Raw genomic sequence first — 19,797 nt, 5'->3', positions numbered from 1 at the left:
TAAAATGAAAAGCTAAACATGATTTTTATCGTAGTCGCGGGATTATTCCTGGCGTTAAACGTAAAACCTCAATATTTTCCAAGTATGAAATCCTGAGGAAATGCACCGTCAACGCAATTTGATTAGCAGTATATAACCTAATTATAAAGGATCATAAATAAGTATAAATATGAAAAGTATGAAGTCCATCCAAAATACCGGGCAGTCTATTAAACTAAAGATAGGGCTGTTTATGCTACTTGTTTTGAGTTTTGTCGCTTCTTATGCCCAAAACAATTTAACCCAGGGAAATGACGTCCTGTCTCAAAAATTTAAGGCAACCGACACGTTGTTTAAGCAACCTTATGTGGATGTTGACGAATGGCGAGATAAGCCGGTAAAACATCGGTACATTCATGGTGGATTCAAGGGCACCAGTTCAAAATTTTCCTTTTATTTTCCTCAGAAGGAAAAATATCAGGGCCACTTTTTTCAATACATTACACCATTCCCGGATAGCGAGAATGGATCGCAGGGAAGAACCGGCGAAGAAGACAAAATAGGGTTTAGCCTTACCCATGGAGCTTATTTTGTTGAGACCAACGAAGGCGGCAATTTCAGCTTCAGCAATCCGTCCAAATCTGACCCATCACTGGCGGCGTATCGGGTAAATGCGGCTTCGGCCGAATTCTCACGGGTCATTGCCAGGCAGATCTATGGTGGTAAACGGCCTTACGGATACGCTTTTGGCGGCAGCGGGGGCGCATATCGCACAGTTGGAGGTTTTGAAAGCACAAGTGGCGTTTGGGATGGAGTAGTTCCTTACGTGTTGGGGTCTGACCAGGCTATCCCCAATGTATTTACCGCGCGGATGTTTGCCATGAGTGTTTTAAAGGAAAAGTTTCCGCAAATTATTGATGCACTGGAACCAGGCGGAAGCGGCGACATGTACGCCGGGTTAAATCAGGAAGAAAGAACCGCGCTCCAGGAAGCTACCAAAATGGGATTTCCCATAAAAAGCTGGTTTGGTTACAAAACAATGGGTACGCAGGGTTTTTCAGTTTTATACCAGTCTATTGTTCGTATTGACAGCAAATATTTTGAACATGACTTTTGGACCCTGCCCGGCTACCTCGGACACGACTCACCAGGGTTATTTCTAAAAGGGCGAATTCAGCAGCGCAGTGTTATCAAGGCGCTCATCAACAGTGACCAGGCGGCTACTTTGGGGCTTAAAAAACCGGTGTCAGCGGAGGATCGTGGAACGGCTGGAGCCGCGTCTAAGAATATAGGCGACGTTCAAGATGGAATGCCGGTTGCATTTCAGTTGCAGGATAAACTTAAGGATGTTTATTTCCTCGGCGGCGATCTGATCATAAAAAGTGGAGCGGCCGCCGGAAAAGTTCTGATGATAAATAAAATAGAAGATGACAAAGTAGTGTTGGGGCCTGTTGATTCAACAGTGGTTGCCAAACTCAAAACAGGGGATTCGGTACAGGTTGATAACTCTAACTTCCTCGCCATACAAACCTATCACCGCCACCAGGTACCGGGAAAGGAATATTATGTATGGGATCAGTTTCGCAATGCCGATGGCACACCTAAACATCCGCAACGTCCGTTATTGCTGGGGCCGCTGTTTACAAAAGGAGCGGCCGGTGTCATTCCCACCGGCAAATTTAAAGGTAAAATGATCCTGCTCGAATCGCTTTGGGATCGCGAGGCTTTTCCGTGGCAGGCAGATTGGTATCGCACAAAGGTCAAAGCGAACCTCGGAGATAGTCTTGACAATCATTTCAGGGTATGGTTCACAGATCGTGCTTTACACGGAGATGTATCAATTGAAGATGATCCAACAGAAACCATTAGCTATCTCGGGGTTTTACAACAAGCACTCCTTGATCTGAGCGACTGGGTAGAAAAAGGTATTGCTCCCGCGGCCAGTACTAATTACAAAGTTGTTGATGGGCAGGTAGTAATTCCTCCAACCGCAAATGAACGAAAAGGTATACAGCCCGTAGTATTGGCGAAAGCGAATGGCAGCAAACGTGCTGTAGTTAAAATCGGCGAAACAGTTACCTTTACCGCATTTGTCGATGTGCCGGAACGTATGGGAAAGTTAGTAACTGCCGTTTGGAACTTTGATGGCTTATCGCCGGACTTTAAAAAAAAGATCAGTGATTTGCATGGATGGAATTTTGTTACTTCCGGAGTCTTTCCAGTTTCTACGAAATGGGTTGCCGTCAATAAAACGGGGTCGCGTGTTAAATTGACAACTACTTATAGATTTTCTAAACCGGGCACATATTTTCCGACATTGAGAGTGGCATCACAACGGCAAGGGAATGCGAACACTTCGTTTACCCGGATTCAAAATTTGGATCGGGTTAGGGTAGTAGTGAAGTAGTTTTACTTATTATAAATTGGCGTATTCGTCTTGCTTTAATCATGTTGATTTGAACTTTATAATGCAAAGTTGGAGCAGCATGCACACCGGGGAATAACAGAAATCAAACAGATACTTATGAAAGTAAAAAATTTCTCTTGATTTGACAGAAAGCTCGTTCAGTGTTTTTATTTTCACCCATCCCGGAGGATGATGGTTTGTAGCCTGGCACAGGCAAATAAAGAAATAGTTAAGCAAATATGAATAATATCAAAAGTATCACTTTAACCGCAGTATTTTTTTTGTCGGCTTTTTTAGCGCAGGCGCAAAAGCCAACTCAAAGCAAAACAAAGAGCGATGCTTATTTTGTCAATCCTATTTTCGCGGGTGATTACCCTGACCCAGCCATCATGCGGGAGGGTGACGATTATTACATTGTACATTCATCCTTTGAATATTATCCTGGCCTGTTAATCTGGCATTCAAAAGATCTGGTTAACTGGGCTCCGGTTACACACGCGCTGAATAAATATGTGGGTTCGGTATGGGCGCCAAACTTAGTTAAGTATAAAAACAAGTATTACATCTACTTCCCCGCAAGTAATAGCAATTTTGTGGTTACCGCCGATTCTATAAATGGTCCATGGAGTGAGCCGGTTGAACTGAAGGTAAATTTTATTGATCCCGGGCATTTTACCGATAAGGCAGGTAAACGCTATCTTTATTTCAACAATGGCGGCTATTTGCCGTTGTCAGATGATGGGTTATCTATAACCGGTGAATTAAAACCGGCTTACAGCGGCTGGAAGATCCCGCGTGAATGGTCGATAGAGTGCTTTTGTCTGGAAGGACCAACAATAGCTAAACGGGGTGATTATTATTATTTGACCGTAGCGCAAGGAGGGACAGCTGGTCCTGCAACAAGCCACATGGTAATCTCCGCACGCTCTAAAACACCGTTCGGCCCATGGGAAAATTCACCTTATGATCCGATCATCCGTACAAAAGACAATTCAGAAAAATGGTGGTCCAAAGGTCACGGCAGTTTAGTGGAAGGCCCGAATGGTAAATGGTGGATGGTTTTTCATGCCTATGAGAAAGGTTATTATGGTATGGGGCGCCAAACTTTGCTTGAGCCTGTAGAATGGACAAAGGACGGGTGGTTTAAAGTACCCGGCACCATTAAAACTGATGCGCCAATACTAAAACCAAAACAAAGCGAGTTAACAAGTTCATTTACCCTAAGCGATGACTTCAGCGGCCATAGCTTAAAACCCCAGTGGCAATTTTTTGGAGAATACGACACCACAAGATTTCACCTGAATGATAACAGTTTAACAATAAAAGGCAAGGGCAAATCTGTAGCTGATTGCGCTCCTTTAACTTTTATTCCTTCAAACCACTCTTATACGGCACAGGTGGAGCTATTTATAGAGGGAAATGCTACGGGTGGACTGACACTTTTTTACGACAACAGGTATTATTCGGGAATTTTAGCGGATAAGCAAAATATTTTGGCGAACCTGAGGGGATGGCAGTTCCCAACCGAAAAAAATGCAATAAATAAACATGTGTTTCTAAAGATCAGGAACATAAAAAGTACTGTTGATATGTATTACAGTATAGACGGACGAAACTGGATTAAAATAGAAAATTCTGTCGAGGTATCCGGTTACAATCATAATGTACTGGGAGGTTTCCTCAGTTTACGAATAGGATTGTGTGCTGTAGGTGAGGGCACAGTTAAATTCAAAAATTTCATTTATCAACCAATAAATTAACATTAATGGTGATTTATGGCGATCTCATAACAATGCCTGGTTAAGTCAGATAATTCTTTAAAGTATCTGCAAATTTATTTACAGTCAAATATTTCGAGGCTATTGGCAATCGATTTTCCAACAGATGGCTTATATAAGTTCATCAACATAATAAGCCCTGGTAGGGTCGCTAATTCAGATGCCGATCTCTGAAAACGTTAGGTGGTACGCCAACCTCTTTTTTAAATAACCTGGAAAAGTAGGTAGGATTGTCAAATCCAAGCAAAAAGGATATCTCTGCAATATTCATCACTCCTTCTTTAAGTAAATTCTTTGCCTCTGTGATCAGATAGAGGTGTATAAGTTCCAGGGCGGTTTTTCCGGTTTCTTGTTTAAGCATGTCGCTTAGATAGCGGGATGAAAAATTTAATCTTTCTGCCATGAAAGTCACTGTAGGAAGGCCGGATTCCTGGGTCTTTTTTGTTTCAAAATATGAATGGAGCAGCGCATGAAACTTTGTCGCAACGGTACCCGTTATATCGGCCCGATTTGTAAATTGCCGCTTGTAAAAGCGGTGCGCGTACTTAAGCAGGGTATCCAAATGGCTAAGCAGGATAGTTTTGGTAAAGTCATCGGTATTATTCCGATATTCTTTATCCATAATATTCACCAGGTTCCAGATCATCTCTTCCTCGCTGGGCGACAAGTAAAGGGCCTCATTGGTCTCATAGTCAAAATAGCCATACTTTTTAATTTGATGATGCAGCGGAGTTCCCGCCAGGAAATCTTCATGTATTAATATCAGAAAGCATTCATCCCTTAACTTGATATTTTTAAATGTGACCGGCTGGCGTGGTTTAATGAACAACAACTTGCCCCGGTCATGGTCAAATTTTGTTCTGCCATGGGTAATGTTACCCGATTCCAGCTGCTGGAAAGAAATAATGTAAAAATTTGCAGAGAATTCTATGTCATCACCTGCGCACTCGTCTTTATTTCCGAAGGAAATGCTAAATAGTGGATGCTCCGGCGCTTTAATGCCGATGGCATTGCTGAAACTGCTTATTTTATCGAAATGGTTCATGATTTGTTTTAATAGGAAAAGCAGTATCCGTAAAACAGATACTGCTAATATACAATCTTAATTCCCCTGGGCAGCAACGGAAACGTCCTGCCACTCTTCCCAGGTTTTCATCCGTTGATCATAAACGTGTTTTATCCAATGGATACCCACCCTGCCCAGGATCAGTCTTAACGGAGGGTTTTCCGCATCAACCAATTTCAGTACGGCCTCAGCCGTTGCTTCGGGTACGCCCCAGTCTTCTGCCCGGTTGCCGGCAGCAAGTCCGGCCCTAACTTCATCATAAAAAGCTAACGGTTTGCTTTGCATCCCGGAGGTTGTGGCAAAATCGGTCATGAAACCGTTAGGTTCCAGTATACTGACCTTGATACCGAAGCCGCTAACTTCGGCAGCCAGGGCTTCACTAATACCTTCAACAGCGAACTTGGAAGCACTGTATAGCCCCAAAGTAGGGAAAGCGAGCAGGCCTAATGCACTTGACACCTGAATGATATGACCGGCTTTTTGCTCGCGCATAATCGGGATAACGGCTTGCGTTACCCAAAGCAAACCATAAACATTGGTTTCAAATTGTGTACGGATCTCTTGTTCTTCCAACTCTTCTATCGTACCCGAATGACCATAACCAGCGTTATTAATCAATACGTCGATATTGCCAAAATGGTCTTTGGCTTTTGCTACAGCCTCAAAGCATGCAGCCTTGTCGGTTACATCCAGCTTCAAAGCCAGCAATGTTGAAGCGTATTTTTTTGAAAGTTCAGTTAAAGTATCCGGGTTTCTTACCGCAACCACCACCTGATCGCCACGTTTTAAAAATGCTTCTGCCCAAATACGGCCCAGGCCGCGGGATGCCCCGGTTATAAAAATTGTTTTTGCCATTGTTATTTGTTTAATATCATATAAAATTTAATGACAAATCTCGGCTAATTACGAGCGGCTTTAATGATACAAAAGTTGGTAATCATAGAACGATTTTACGTATTTAAGCGAATCAAACAATTACAATTTATACAAATCTCCGTATAACTGATAACGCCCTTGTCTGCTATGGTCTGATAGGAGCGGGGCAGAATTGTTTCCGGGATGAAGATTACTTTCGCTTAGCTGAAATTTGCTGGAAAGCCAGGTTTTGACAGGATCAACAGGTGTCGCTGTCCAGGGGCTTAAGAGATTTTATCTAAACGCTTTTATAATATCCCATACGTCATAATTGCTTATTATGGACCTGTCAAAATTTATTCAACGCGTTTGAGATTATTCTTGTGAAATTGCGGTTGGGCGATTTTTTTTACAAAAAATCTGAAAACATTAATTTTATCTTAACTTATTGCTAAATTTACACTTAACGTCATAAATGTGTAATGGATTTCCGCTGTAAGAGCTTTTAAAAATGTCAATTTTCGATATTAATGGAAGTTTACTATTAATTGCGCCCGAAAAAGGTATCGGTTATCTTTAAAGTACATAAATAATAAAGATGTTAGTTGATGTTTTGCGTTTCTTAAAATTTAACAGGGGAATTTTATCTGTTACCGCATTAAATAACTCCAGTTGGTTGAAAAATAACATAGGAAAGATTATTACGCCCCTTTAAATGTTTGTACGGTCGCTAAACAATGAGAGCCAACTACTTCGCAAAATCGCGGAAGGTGATCAGCATGCCTTCAAAATAATTTATGATTATCATCGGCGAGCGGTTTATGCAAGAGCGATTTTTTTTCTGAAATCGGAAGTGTTAGCTGAAGAAGTGCTTCAGGAAGTAATGTTGAAGCTTTGGCAAAGTGCTGGGAAACTTACAGATGAAACTAATCTGGGCGCTTATTTAACCACATTAACACGTAACCGAAGCTTTCAAATACTGCGGCGAAGAGTCCTGGAAGCTAAGACAGAAATTGAACTGCAAAAAGATTGGACAGAAAGCCATAACGAAACAGAGGAAGGAATCTTGCTGGCGGATACTCAAAAAATACTCGCCGACGGCATTGCGCTGTTACCCCCGCAACAAAAAATGGTTTATGAACTTTGCCGCATTGATGGGCTTAAATATGAGCAAGCGGCTCAGAGCATGAATTTAAGTGTTGAAACGGTTAAAAGCTATATGAAACTGGCGCTTCGTTCGCTTAGATCTCACATGAAATCGCATACCGATATTGCCGCTATTTTAATTATTCTAAAAATTATTTAATTTTTTTCTTCTTCAATACCCCCTTATCGACTTTTCATGGATTAATATAGGAAAGGGACAATTATTCCCCATATATTAACCATGCCGAATACAGAAGACAACAGGCTCCTTTTATTATATCAGAAATTTCAGTCCAAAACGGCATCCGTTGAAGAGTTAACAGAATTGAACACCTTCTTAGCCAGTGGGGGGGCCGAGCAGCACCTGTTTGAACTCATTGAAAGAGAATATCAGTCATCCGAAATTAAGCAACCCAAACTCTCCGAATTTCGTGCCGGGCAAATATTTCAGCAGATAACGAGCCAGCCTCAAACCCATCGTAAGATTAGGAAACTATGGCCCCGCATTGCCGGGGTGGCTGCAATTGCAGGGTTGTTGGCTATTGCAATTTTATTCAAAGACCAAATCTTATCCACAGGCAACCAATCACAAGTTGTTTCGTCAAATCAGGATATTGCTCCAGGCAGAAGCGCTGCCACGTTAACGCTGGCTAATGGGAGGAAAATTCTGCTCTCTGCTATACCTTCCGGCGAACTGGCCAGCGAATCCGGGGTGACAATATCTAAAACCTCGGATGGAAAGATCGTTTACGAAATCAAAGAAAACAGTGCGGCTAAACCGGGACAGCATAATTTGCTATCCACAGCAATTGGAGAAACCTACCAGGTGAAATTACCCGATGGTTCCAGCGTGTGGTTAAATGCAGCCTCATCCCTAAAATACCCTGTTTCTTTTTCATCGTTAAAAGATAGGCGGGTTGAACTTCACGGCGAAGCATATTTTGAGGTAGCAAAGGATAAGCTGCATCCATTTTTGGTGGAGACAGATGGACAGGAAGTGACAGTTTTAGGAACACACTTTAACATTAAAGCTTACAGGCAAGACAAAAATATTGTTACAACACTTGCCGAGGGCAGTGTCAGGGTTGGCTATCAGGCCTCCGCCTGGAGTGATCATGGAAAAATTGTTTATAAAGATGAAGTGATTTTAAACCCAGGACAGCAATCCCGGCTGAAAGGAGAAACAATAAGTGTTTCGAATGCGGACATGGAAGAGTCGCTTGCCTGGAAAGACGGCAACTTTGTTTTTAACGACGCGAAGATTGAAAAAATAATGCAGGACATCGCCCGCTGGTATAACATTGAAGTGTTTTACGAAGGACCATCTCCAACGGGTGCATTTTTCGGCAATATTTCCCGGTCTAAGAATATAAGCCAAATACTGAAAGCTTTAGAATCAACAAAATTAGTTCACTTTAAAATCGAAGGGAGGAAAGTATACGTCAGTAAATAGTTACCTATCAAAAAAACCAGACTCCGGAAACCGGAACCTGGTTTAAGTTTCGTTTAGCTCTAAATTAATTAAAAACTATTTGCAGCGAACCTTCGCCCTGGAAAGTTGAGGTCTGCCGCATTAAACTAAACTCAGATAAATGTATAGAAAATATACCACAAAACAGGGTATACAAAATCTTGTATGCCATAAAATTTTCCTCATCATGCGATTAACCTGCTTGTTTTTGTTTGCATCGCTGATGCAAGTTGCCGCTGCCGGATTTGCACAGAAAATTTCCTTGTCAGAAAAAAATACACCTTTAGTCAAGCTGTTTGCCAATATTAAAGTGCAGACCGGGGTAGATTTTGTGGCAGACGGAGATATCCTTAAGGCAGCAAGGCCCGTGAACATCCGGGTGGTTGATATGGAGCTAAAAGATGTTCTGGAAATATTATTCAAAGATCAGCCGTTAGTCTACGAAATTCAGGATAAAATAGTAGTAGTGTCCCGGAAAGAACCATCATTATTAGACAGAATCAGCGCAGTTTTTACTAACATAGATGTAAATGGCTTAGTCGTTAATGAACGCGGAGAGCCCATGCCAGGAGCAAGTGTATCAGTTCAAGGTGCAGGAAAGTTATATATTACCGATGCCAATGGTACATTCAAATTGCTTTATGTTTCCGGGAAAGAGACGATCATTACCAGATATATCGGCTATAAACCGGATACCACGGTACTCAAATCGAAAACGAGCGTTGTTATTGCTTTAAAGCCCTTAGCGGCACAGTTATCAACGGTCACCATTGTAAATACAGGTTACCAAAACTTAAACAAAGAACGGGCGACAGGGTCGTTTGGAGTTATAACCGCTAAAGAACTTGCCCAATTTCCGACGATCAGTGTGCTTGAACGTATTCAGGGAATGGTACCGGGTGTTAATGTCTCCACGAAAACAACAGCCGGCCAAAGCCGTAACGGAACCATTAACATCCGCGGTATTTCGACGATAGTTGGCCAGTACACGCAGGTGAGCGTGGAACCTTTGCTCGTTATTGACGGATTTCCTTCACAGATTTCCATTGCGCGAGGGGCGTTAGACTTTCTCAATCCGGATGACATTCAACAGATCACCTTTCTTAAGGATGCTGCTGCAGCATCCATATGGGGAATTCAGGCTGCCAACGGGGTCATTGTAGTCACCACAAAAAAGGGAAAGCAAAATGCTGCCCCCACCCTTAACTTCTCGACAACTTACAGTACAAGTGCAAAACCAGGCACGGAGTATGGGCCGAGACTTTCAGTTCCCGATTATATAAACCTGGAAAAAGATATGATTAACGCTAATCTGTTAACTGACCCCGTGCCATCAAGTTATCTTCCGGCCAATAATAGTCAGGCTCAAGCCATCATATTCAAGAACAAGCGTGGAGAAATCAACGAAGCCCAAATGAATTCGGAGCTCGCGGCACTCGGGCAAAATGATAACAGGGGCCAGATTTCCAAGTATTTATTGCAAAGGCCCGTTACGCAACAATATAACCTGTCGCTGTCAGGCGGAGGTGTAAATAGCTCTTATTACATGTCCGGCTACTACTATACGGACGACCGGGTGTACAAAAGCAACCGGAACAAAGGATATTCCTTCAACATTGGTACAAGTTCGGGGCTCTTTAAAAATCGCATAACCATCAATACATCTTTGAATTATGCCAACACCACAGATAAAACTAATCCTACGTCGGCACAGGCCATGAGCATGTCAACCGGAGGCCTGCGTCCGTATGACATGCTCACAAATCCTGATGGCAGTACCAAATATTATGATGTTTTTATGGTTCCCGAACGGGCCAGGGAATTTGAGAAACAGGGATACCTTCCATTTCGATATTCTCCAATTGACGAGTTGAAGTACAACAACACCGTGAATACCGGAAATAATCTCGGTATTATTATAGACGTAAATGGTAAGATTACACCGTGGTTGAGTTTATCGGTTTCCGGCAACCTGGGCAGGAATTTCAATGAGCGGGAAAATTATCAGGAACCCGACAGCTATGCATCCAGAATCATGATCAATAGGGCAACGAGTGTTAACACCGCCGGGAAATTGGTTTATGGCATTCCGATGGGTGGGAAATTGGCTCTTAACAATTCATTGGTCAGAAGTTACAATGTCAGGGGGCAGCTGAACGTGAATAAGAACTGGAACGATAAGCATGAACTGAATGCGGTTCTGGGCAATGAAATCCGTGAGGTTTTTAGTAAAACCAGTGGTGAGAACCGTTATGGCTACAATAAAGAGATTAATTCATTTAGTAGTGTAAACCCAACAGTTCGGTACACGGATATCTATGGCCAGCGCCCCAATATAGGCAGTACAACCGGGCCGGTAGTGGAGAAAACCACAAGGGCGCTTTCCTACTACGCAAACGCCGCCTACACTTACGATAAAAAATACACCATTTCAGGGAGCGCACGTTTTGACGATCTTAACCTTTTAGGCGTTGAGCGCAGAAAAAGAGCCATTCCGCTTTGGTCTGGCGGCCTCAGCTGGAATCTAAAACAAGAAAGCTTTTTGAAAGATGTCGAATGGTTAAGTACCTTATCCGGCCGCTTTACCTATGGTTTTACCGGGAATGCGCCACAAGGCTACGCGCCGGTAACCGTTATAGATTTATCGGGCACCGACTTTTATTCGGGACTTCCCTATGCAACCATAAGCCGTCCGGCAAGGGATAACCTGGCGTGGGAGAAAACAAGAATGTTGAATTATGGCCTTGAATTTTCATTATTCAATGGCCGCATTTCCGGCACATTAGATTACTACAAGAAACACACCACAGACATATTCTACACCTTACCGATCAATGCAACCTACGGATTTAGCGAAACTTTATTCAACGCAGCAAGATTAGAAGGAAACGGTATAGATCTGGGGCTTTCTTTCGCCCTGGTAAGGTCTAAAACAGTAACCTGGAACAATACCATCAACTTGTCATACAATACCAACGTTGTTCATGACGAGCGCTTTAAGTTGCCTATCGGCAATGAAGATGTCACACAAGGGCAAATTATTCACGACGGTTATCCAACTGATTTCCTGTTCTCCTACAAGTTTAAGGGTTTGGATGCCAAGGGTGAAACACTTATTGAAGATCCCAAAGACCCCGGTAAAATTTATACGACTGCCGACTATCCATATTATGACATTAAAGCGTATTCCGGCAGAACTGCTTCTCCCTGGTTTGGCGCCTATTTTACAAATGTCACTTATAAGCACTTTGATCTGGGTTTACAGTTCCAGTATCAGCTTGGTGGGGTTTTTCGGAAACCATCCATCAATACACTTACTGATTTTGTAAGCAGTGCAGGAGATCTGGCAAAACGCTGGAGAAATCCCGGTGATGAGTTGACCACAACAGTTCCCGGAATTAATGCTGATTATAACCTCGGTTACTATTATGGCACCAGTGTGGATAGGTATACCAATTCAGATTTGCTCGTAAGAAGCCGGAGCAATGTTAAGTTGCAACAAGTACGCCTGGCGTATTCGGTACCTCAGCAGGTTGTAGCCAAGTTCGGAATTAAAGCTTTAAGCTTATCGGCTGTTTGCCGCAACCTGGGCATGATCTGGGCTGCGAATAAAGAGAAAATAGATCCCGACTACCTTTATAGTGAAAGTAGTACTTATCAATTGGCTCCTGTCCGGACTTATTCTTTCCAAGTTAACCTGAGTTTATAACCTCACAAAGACAAAATCATGAATATTGTAAAAATATTTTTAATAGCCATACTAACGTTTGCCTTGGTATCTTGCCGTAAGTACGTAGAAAATGTTCCGGTTCAGGGGCAAAGAGTTTTGGTCTATACACAAGATTACCGCCTACTAATCAATGGCCAAACAAGTGCTGAAATTGGCTCAGGGAATTCGGCCATTTTGGGTTGTGATGACATTGATCTAAAAGATCCTAATATTCAGGATCAAATCTCAACAGACAATTCGAACCTCGCGATGTATACCTGGGACAAGCCCTTTTATCTTGAAAAAGTTGACGATTTTGACTGGAATGGAATGTATAAAGCGATGTACACCTACAACACTGTAATATCGGGCGTTTTGAATAGTAAAGGTGGTTCGCTGGCGGAACGGAATGAAATTTATGCTGAGGCACTTGTACAGCGGGCCTTTACTTATTTTACCCTTGTAAACTCCTATGCTAAGCAGTATGATGCAGGGACGGCCGGATCTGACCTTGGCGTGCCGCTTTTACTTGAAGCAAAGTTATTCGTCCCTCTACCGAGAGCAACAGTTGCCCAAGTTTATGCGCAGGTGCTTAAAGACCTGGAAATTGCTATCCCCCTGATATCGGTTACCAAAGAAAATGCTGTAAGGCCGAGCAGGGCGGCAGCTTATGCCTTACTGGCCAAAGTACATTTAAACATGCGGAATTTTGAGGCAGCACGCCAGGCCGCAGAACAATCGCTGGCGCTTTCAGGACAGCTTTATGATTACAACCTATCAGCCGGTCCTTTGAACGCTCCATTTCCTACTCTTTTGGAAAATAAGCAAATCCTTTTGCGTAAAATACCCAGAACTACCTATTCGGCATTACAGTTAAGTGATGACTTGCTGAATTTATTAGGGACCAAAGATCTGAGGTATGTGCTGTTTACCAGGTTTGGTGACCAGTTTTATCCAAGTTTTAACGGCAGAGGTTTTTGGGCCGGAGGCGGTTCCGATCCGGCATGTGTTGGCTTAACGGTAAATGAAACGTGGCTGATCCGGGCGGAATGCCTGGCAAGGGCAGGACAACGTAATGAAGCGATAAAAATGTTGAATGACCTGCGTAAATTTAGGTTTACTCCAGACGATTATGTAGCGCTAACCGCCACGAGTGACCAACAGGCTTTGCAAATGGTCATTGATGAGCGCCGGAGGGAGTTTTTCGGAACAGGCCTGCGCTGGTTTGACCAGAAACGCTTAAATAAAGAGCCTTCACTGGCCAAAACAGTCACACGTACCTTTAAGAATGTTACTTACACGCTGGCACCTAACAGTAACGGGTATGTTTTCCCTTTTTCTTCAATCATTGTAAACCAGAATCCGGAACTAATACAGAATCCAAAATAAATCCATCTACTCATTTTCCGTATTGATACACCCTCGCCGGGTTCATCAATACGGAATTGAATTGCCTAAAAAAAGTCTGTAATGCAGAAAAGTATCGTTAAAATAGAAAATCTGTCACATAAATATAGCGCCAACTGGGCTATACGTGACATTAACATGGAGATCACCAGCTACGGGATTGTTGGGCTTTTAGGTTCGAACGGCGCGGGAAAGTCGACAACCATGAACATCCTTTGCGGATCCCTGAACCAGACCGAAGGCAACGTTTACATCGATGGTGTAAATTTCAGGGATGATCCAATGCGGGCAAAAAAGGATATAGGGTTCTTACCCCAAAACCCACCGTTATATATGGACCTTACTGTCGACGAGTACCTTTTGTATTGCGCAGGATTAAGACATATGTCGGGTAACGAGCGAAAAGACGCAGTAAAAGCAGCCAAGGAGCGTTGCGGGATTACGCACTTTAGCAACCGGCTAATAAAAAACCTCTCCGGTGGATACAGGCAACGCGTGGGGATAGCACAAGCAATTGTACACCGGCCCAAAGTACTTGTTCTGGATGAACCAACGAATGGGCTGGATCCAAACCAGATCATCGAAGTAAGGGCGTTGATCAAAGAGATAGCCAGGGACAGGGTTGTTATATTTTCTTCTCATATCCTTTCTGAAGTACAACTGCTATGCAGGGATATCATGATGATCGAGAACGGTAGAATTGTTTTTGAAGATAGCATGGATGCATTTAATAATTACATAGCACCGCATAGCATGCTCGTTCACCTGAACAATATGCCAGCGATCATGGAACTTGAAGCCATTCAAGGCGTCATGAAGGCAGATCTGCTTACCGGGAAGCTCGTTCGGCTGTTCTTTAGCGGCGACTCAGGAATCGCCGAGACCATAGTAAACGAAAGCGTTAATAAAGGCTGGCGGCTTCAGGAGATCACGCTCGAGAAGAACTCAGTCGAGGAAATATTTAAACAACTATCACAACACCAGTCCAATAAAACATCTTAATGAAAACTATTTTCAGAATTGCAAAGACAGAGTTAAAATTACTTTTTTATTCTCCGATAGCCTGGTTTCTCATTATCATCTTTTTGGTTCAATGTGGAATCGTGTATTCAAAAATGCTGGAATCCTCTGCCGAAATCCAGGAAGGCGGCTTTAAGAATACTTTCAGCATAATTGCAGGGATATTTTCTGGATCAAACGGAGTGTTTTCGACTGTAATGGGAAACTTGTATCTCTATCTTCCTTTACTTACCATGGGCCTTATCAGCCGCGAAACCAGCAGTGGTACAATCAAGCTGCTCTATTCATCACCCATTCGTGTACGCGAAATTGTATTGGGAAAGTTTGGAGCGATGGTAGCACTGAGCGTTTTACTGGTTACCATTGTAGCTTTTTTCATCACGTTAAGCTATTTTACCGTACAATCACCTGATACCGGTTTACTTTTAAGCAGCCTGCTCGGCTTGTTCCTGCTACTTTGCGCTTATTCTGCTATCGGGTTGTTTATGTCGTCCCTGACTACTTATCAGATTGTAGCAGCTGTCTGCACATTTGTAACCTTCGGTATCCTGTATAATATATCAGGTTTGTGGCGTGGGGTACCATTTTTAAGAGATGTAACTTACTTCCTTTCCGTGGCTGGTCGTACTGACTGGATGCTTGCCGGGCTGATCACCAGTAATGGTATCGTGTACTTCCTGGCTATTGTGTTTCTTTTTCTGGGACTAACGATCTATAAGTTGAAGTCTGGCATGGAATCAACATCTCCGCTGGTAAAAGTTACCCGTTATGGCTTTATTTTCATTTGTACGCTGGCTATCGGTTGCGTCAGTGCGATACCCCAACTCATTGTGTATTTCGATGTCACGGGAAATAAAACCAACACCATTAGCCCGGAGACTCAAAAGATCATCATGGAACTTGGTGACGAGCCGCTGGAAGTAACCGGCTATGCTAATTTGTTTGGCGGTTTTATGGAAGACGGAAATCCCGAATCCTACCAGAAAAACATCAACTCATGGGCGCCTTACGTTCGTTTTAAACACAACATCATCCTAAAAAGTGTAATGTATTATGATACGCTGGGTCTGGGTGGCGAAATTAGGAGAAGAAATCCCGGAAAATCCTTAGCGCAGATTGCCGAAAAGGCAGCCAAAAACGGTGACATGAGCCTCGATCAGTTTAAGCGGCCCGAAGAGATCAGAAAAATGATAGACCTTTCACAGGAGCCCAATTATTACATCATGCAACTGAAATATAAGGGACGAAAAACATTTTTGCGCGTGTTTCCTGATAACGAGCACTGGCCTTCTGAAACGGAGGTATCGGCTGCATTAAAAAGGCTTCTGCAAGCTAAAATACCCAAAATCCTGTTTGCCTCGGGTAACCTGGAACGTAATATCATTAAGATCGGAGATCGCGATTATCGTGCGTTGACAAACTTGAAGAGTTTCAGAAATTCGCTGTTAAATCAGGGCTTTGACGTGGACACCATTTCATTGGATGCCGGTGTTATTCCTTCCGGTATTTCCGCCCTCGTATTGGCAGATCCAAAGATCTTACTTAGTCCCTCGACAACAGCTAAGCTACAAAAATATATAGATGCCGGTGGTAACCTGTTAATCTCCGGCGAACCCGGAAAGCAAGCTGTTTTGAATCCTTTGCTGAAACAATTTGGTGTGCAACTGATGAATGGGGCTATCGTACAACAAAGTAAGGATCTGCAGCCCGACCTGGCCGCACCCTTCCTGACCAGCATGGCAGGAAACCTTTTCCCGCCGCTAAAGCAAGTACATCATGATAGCATAGTTGTCTCCATGCCGACAGCGGCGGCACTTTCTATCGAAGGCTCAACAACATACGATATTAAACCACTGCTGATAACCGATGCCAGAAAAAGCTGGTTAAAAAAAGACAAATTCTTAAGTGACTCTGCAACCGTCAAGTTTGAGCCGGAGAAAGGCGACCTGAAAAAGCCATTTCCGCTCGCGGCAAGTATTACAAGAAATTTAAACGGTAAAGAACAGCGCATCATCGTTTCCGGAGATGCCGATTTTATGTCGAATGCTGAATTGAATCGCTTTAATATGAGGACCGCAAACTTTGCCTTTAACACGGGCGTTTTTAGCTGGCTGAGTTATGGGCAGTTTCCTATCAGCAGTTTCCGGCCCATGGCAAAGGATACCTTGGTACTGGTTACAAAAGACCAGGTTAAAAATTTAAGAGTTGTGCTGATCTGGGTGCTTCCGGGCATCTTACTGGCCATTGGGAGTATAATATTAATCAGGAGAAAGAGAAAATAACGATGTCATTTTTAACCGATCAGCAAACAATTAATGACCTGAATATTTTCGGCAAACAGGGGGCCGATTCCATTTATCAGATTTTCAATAGAACCACTACGCGTGGCGGAGCGGCGATCCTGGAAGAGATGTTCCGCTCCCCGCTTTCCAATTATGCCCAAATTACTGAGAGAAGTGAAACTATTCAATATTTCGCTAAAGCAGGATTGCAATTTCCCTTTCCTGCCCATCAGTTTGATACGGTGGAATCCTATTTGCGGAATGTTGATCATCGGACCAAGCTTTCAGCACAGGACGATTCGGTTGTCAGAAAGCTTAGCAACATTGTTATGCCGGACGGCGATACCTCTTCCATGCATAATGGGGTTACGGTCTTATTAGTGCTCATGAAGAATCTAACTCAGTTTCTGACCGGCTTAGAACCGCACGCGTTGAATTCTTACAGCTCGGAGGGGACTGAGATCTTGAGTCTCCTGAATAATCCTGCATTTTCACATGGGTTAGCAACAAAGTCAGGAAAAAAACTTTCGGCTGCGGAATTCGCAGAATTTGATGAGTTTTTCAGGTTTCGCTTCCGTGACATGGTCATCAAATTACTGACCTATATCTATAAATTGGACGTGTATATCACTGTTGCAAAAGTCGCTGCAGATCAGGGATTTGTTTTCCCCAAAGCTATGCCCGAAGATCGGAATGAAGTAAGACTTGAAGGCGTTTACCATCCCCAACTGGAAAAGGCAGTGCCCAATTCCATCAGTATTACGGCGGACAGTAACGTTATTTTTCTGACCGGAGCAAACATGGCGGGCAAATCAACCTTTATGAAGTCGCTGAGTATTGCGCTTTATATGGCGCATATGGGTTTCCCGGTTGCAGCAAAACAGATGCAATTTTCCGTTCTGGACGGTATGTTTACGACCATCAATTTGCCAGATAACCTGGGTATGGGTGCCAGTCACTTTTATGTTGAAGTTTTAAGGATTAAAAAAATAGCATTAGAGCTTAAGCAGGGGAAGAACTTGTTTGTACTGTTCGATGAAATGTTCAGGGGCACGAATGTTAAGGATGCCTGCGAAGCAACTATTGCTTTTACAGAGGCCTTCGCAGCTAAGCGGAATAGTCAATTTGTGATTTCCACACATATCATCGAGGCAGGAGAAGTGCTTAAAAAAAAATGCGGCAATATCAACTTTGTGTATTTGCCGACACTTATGGATGGGAACCAACCGGTATATACCTATTCGTTAAAACAGGGGTTAACCGCAGATCGCCATGGGATGGTGATTGTTAAAAATGAAGGTATCCTGGAAATCTTAAAATCCGGCCTGGAGCGGATGTCTAATCGAGGATTATGAGCTTTAAAATCGACAAACAAACTCAAGAAGATCTGAACTTACTGGGTAAATACACGCCAGGTTCTGTTTTTAATCTATTCAATAAAGTGCAAACCAGTGGCGGAGAGCGGCTGCTGCAGCAAATGTTTCAACAGCCACTTACTGATCCGCAAGCGATCAATAAACGATGCGGTTTATTTAACTACTTCGGACAGAAAAAATTGTTATTCCCGTTTAGCAAGCAAGATTTCCAGGAAGTAGAAAATTATTTCCGCATAGGCACAAGCAGCAATTATCCGGGCGCCTTATTGCATGTTGTTTCCACGAGGGTTCAAAACTATCTCCTAAAGGATGAACGCTATGAGAAATTACAAAACGGCCTTTTGGTAACGATTAAAATGTTGAATGATTTGCGCAGGTTTCTGGACTTGTTAAATGATAGTGAAACGACGCCCTTTGACCATGAAAAAAGCATACTCTTAGATATCCTTGCCCATCCCCGCCTCAGGAATTTATTGGAACAAATAAATTCGGAAAAACTTTCCATTTTTCAGCTGGCGGCTTATGATTATCTGATCAAAAAAACGCTGCAGGCAGAGATGGAAACCCTGCTGGAAAATATTTACAAGTTGGATGTTTACATCGCCGTAAGCGCAGTTGGCAGAGATCGTGGATTTACCTACGCGGAAGCGGTGCCTAAAGCAAAGCATCTGGTCAAGATCAGCGAAGTATGGCATCCGGCGTTAATTAATGGGATTGCCAATCCTATAAACTTTGACGAAGGCAGTAACATGCTATTTCTGACCGGAGCCAATATGGCTGGTAAATCTACAATCATGAAAGCGTTTGGCATTGCAGTTTACCTGGCCCATATGGGTTTTCCCGTTGCTGCGAAATACATGCAGTTTTCAGTTCGCGATGGTATTTATTCCTCCATCAATGTCTCCGACAACCTGAATATGGGGTATAGTCATTTTTATGCAGAAGTATTGCGCGTAAAAAAGGCGGCGGAGGAGGTAGCTACCGGAAATAGCTTCATCGTCTTATTTGACGAATTGTTTAAAGGCACCAATGTAAAGGATGCGTATGACGCTACGCTGGCCGTTACAGCAGCTTTTGCGCAATATCACCAGTCCTTTTTTATCATCTCTACACATATTATCGAGGTAGGCGAAGCCTTGCAGAAAACCTCCGAAAATGTACAGTTCGCTTTTTTACCAACGGTTATGCACGGTAACGTACCAAAATATACTTATAAGCTGGAAACGGGCATAACCACTGACCGGCAGGGTATGCTCATTATTGAAAATGAAGGAATACTGGCCTTATTAACTGAAAAATAA

Annotated in this window: 12 protein-coding genes; 10 read left to right on the top strand and 2 right to left on the bottom strand. The window is 43.0% G+C overall.

Annotated features, from left to right (window positions below; genetic code table 11):
- The first annotated feature begins 169 nt into the window (after positions 1–169).
- Entirely contained in the window at positions 170–2,386 is a 2,217-nt protein-coding gene (locus tag ACFGVS_RS05885) for a hypothetical protein (protein WP_439697844.1), read from the top strand.
- Between the two features lie 239 nt (positions 2,387–2,625).
- A complete protein-coding gene (locus ACFGVS_RS05880) occupies positions 2,626–4,146 on the top strand; it encodes a family 43 glycosylhydrolase (RefSeq protein ID WP_439697843.1) in 1,521 nt (506 codons plus the stop codon).
- Between the two features lie 169 nt (positions 4,147–4,315).
- On the opposite strand, the gene ACFGVS_RS05875 is transcribed toward ACFGVS_RS05880, so the two are convergent.
- Both ACFGVS_RS05875 and ACFGVS_RS05870 read right to left on the bottom strand, forming a co-directional pair.
- A complete protein-coding gene (locus tag ACFGVS_RS05875; RefSeq protein WP_439697842.1) occupies positions 4,316–5,209 on the bottom strand; it encodes a helix-turn-helix domain-containing protein in 894 nt (297 codons plus the stop codon).
- Between the two features lie 57 nt (positions 5,210–5,266).
- Entirely contained in the window at positions 5,267–6,085 is an 819-nt protein-coding gene (locus ACFGVS_RS05870) for an SDR family NAD(P)-dependent oxidoreductase (RefSeq protein ID WP_274213674.1), read from the bottom strand.
- Positions 6,086–6,800: 715 nt separating this feature from the next.
- Here ACFGVS_RS05870 and ACFGVS_RS05865 point away from each other — a divergent pair.
- The 8 genes from ACFGVS_RS05865 (at position 6,801) to ACFGVS_RS05830 (ending at position 19,797) form a co-directional block, all read left to right on the top strand.
- The gene (locus ACFGVS_RS05865; RefSeq protein ID WP_439697841.1) at positions 6,801–7,391 is read left to right on the top strand and encodes an RNA polymerase sigma factor; all 591 of its coding nucleotides are present in this window, start codon (positions 6,801–6,803) and stop codon (positions 7,389–7,391) included.
- An 81-nt stretch (positions 7,392–7,472) separates the two neighbouring features.
- Complete coding sequence (locus ACFGVS_RS05860; protein WP_439697840.1) at positions 7,473–8,684, top strand: FecR family protein; 1,212 nt, start codon at positions 7,473–7,475, stop codon at positions 8,682–8,684.
- Between the two features lie 205 nt (positions 8,685–8,889).
- Complete coding sequence (locus ACFGVS_RS05855) at positions 8,890–12,411, top strand: SusC/RagA family TonB-linked outer membrane protein (protein ID WP_439697839.1); 3,522 nt, start codon at positions 8,890–8,892, stop codon at positions 12,409–12,411.
- An 18-nt stretch (positions 12,412–12,429) separates the two neighbouring features.
- Positions 12,430–13,800: a RagB/SusD family nutrient uptake outer membrane protein gene (locus tag ACFGVS_RS05850; protein WP_439697838.1), complete on the top strand. Its 1,371-nt coding sequence runs from the start codon at positions 12,430–12,432 to the stop codon at positions 13,798–13,800.
- 81 nt (positions 13,801–13,881) lie between these two features.
- Positions 13,882–14,820 (top strand): ABC transporter ATP-binding protein, encoded by a 939-nt coding sequence (locus tag ACFGVS_RS05845; protein ID WP_439697837.1) that lies wholly within the window; start codon positions 13,882–13,884, stop codon positions 14,818–14,820.
- Positions 14,820–17,120: a Gldg family protein gene (locus tag ACFGVS_RS05840; RefSeq protein ID WP_439697836.1), complete on the top strand. Its 2,301-nt coding sequence runs from the start codon at positions 14,820–14,822 to the stop codon at positions 17,118–17,120. Before ACFGVS_RS05845 ends, ACFGVS_RS05840 begins: the two co-directional genes overlap by 1 nt.
- A gap of 2 nt (positions 17,121–17,122) precedes the next feature.
- Positions 17,123–18,475, top strand: coding sequence for a MutS-related protein (locus tag ACFGVS_RS05835; RefSeq protein ID WP_439697835.1), 1,353 nt, complete (start codon positions 17,123–17,125; stop codon positions 18,473–18,475).
- Positions 18,472–19,797: a MutS-related protein gene (locus ACFGVS_RS05830; RefSeq protein ID WP_439697834.1), complete on the top strand. Its 1,326-nt coding sequence runs from the start codon at positions 18,472–18,474 to the stop codon at positions 19,795–19,797. The genes ACFGVS_RS05835 and ACFGVS_RS05830 overlap by 4 nt, the downstream gene beginning before the upstream one ends.

Origin of the sequence: Mucilaginibacter sediminis (genome assembly GCF_051903035.1) — a bacterium.
Classification (GTDB): Bacteria; Bacteroidota; Bacteroidia; order Sphingobacteriales; family Sphingobacteriaceae; genus Mucilaginibacter.
The sequence above is the reverse complement of the archived record's forward strand: the minus strand, read 5'-3'. Positions and strand labels throughout refer to the sequence as shown.

Coding starts and splice junctions, on each gene's coding strand:
- ACFGVS_RS05885 (WP_439697844.1), top strand. CDS start 170: ATGAAAAGTATGAAGTCCATCCAAAATACCGGGCAGTCTATTAAACTA.
- ACFGVS_RS05880 (WP_439697843.1), top strand. CDS start 2,626: ATGAATAATATCAAAAGTATCACTTTAACCGCAGTATTTTTTTTGTCG.
- ACFGVS_RS05875 (WP_439697842.1), bottom strand. CDS start 5,209: ATGAACCATTTCGATAAAATAAGCAGTTTCAGCAATGCCATCGGCATT.
- ACFGVS_RS05870 (WP_274213674.1), bottom strand. CDS start 6,085: ATGGCAAAAACAATTTTTATAACCGGGGCATCCCGCGGCCTGGGCCGT.
- ACFGVS_RS05865 (WP_439697841.1), top strand. CDS start 6,801: ATGTTTGTACGGTCGCTAAACAATGAGAGCCAACTACTTCGCAAAATC.
- ACFGVS_RS05860 (WP_439697840.1), top strand. CDS start 7,473: ATGCCGAATACAGAAGACAACAGGCTCCTTTTATTATATCAGAAATTT.
- ACFGVS_RS05855 (WP_439697839.1), top strand. CDS start 8,890: ATGCGATTAACCTGCTTGTTTTTGTTTGCATCGCTGATGCAAGTTGCC.
- ACFGVS_RS05850 (WP_439697838.1), top strand. CDS start 12,430: ATGAATATTGTAAAAATATTTTTAATAGCCATACTAACGTTTGCCTTG.
- ACFGVS_RS05845 (WP_439697837.1), top strand. CDS start 13,882: ATGCAGAAAAGTATCGTTAAAATAGAAAATCTGTCACATAAATATAGC.
- ACFGVS_RS05840 (WP_439697836.1), top strand. CDS start 14,820: ATGAAAACTATTTTCAGAATTGCAAAGACAGAGTTAAAATTACTTTTT.
- ACFGVS_RS05835 (WP_439697835.1), top strand. CDS start 17,123: ATGTCATTTTTAACCGATCAGCAAACAATTAATGACCTGAATATTTTC.
- ACFGVS_RS05830 (WP_439697834.1), top strand. CDS start 18,472: ATGAGCTTTAAAATCGACAAACAAACTCAAGAAGATCTGAACTTACTG.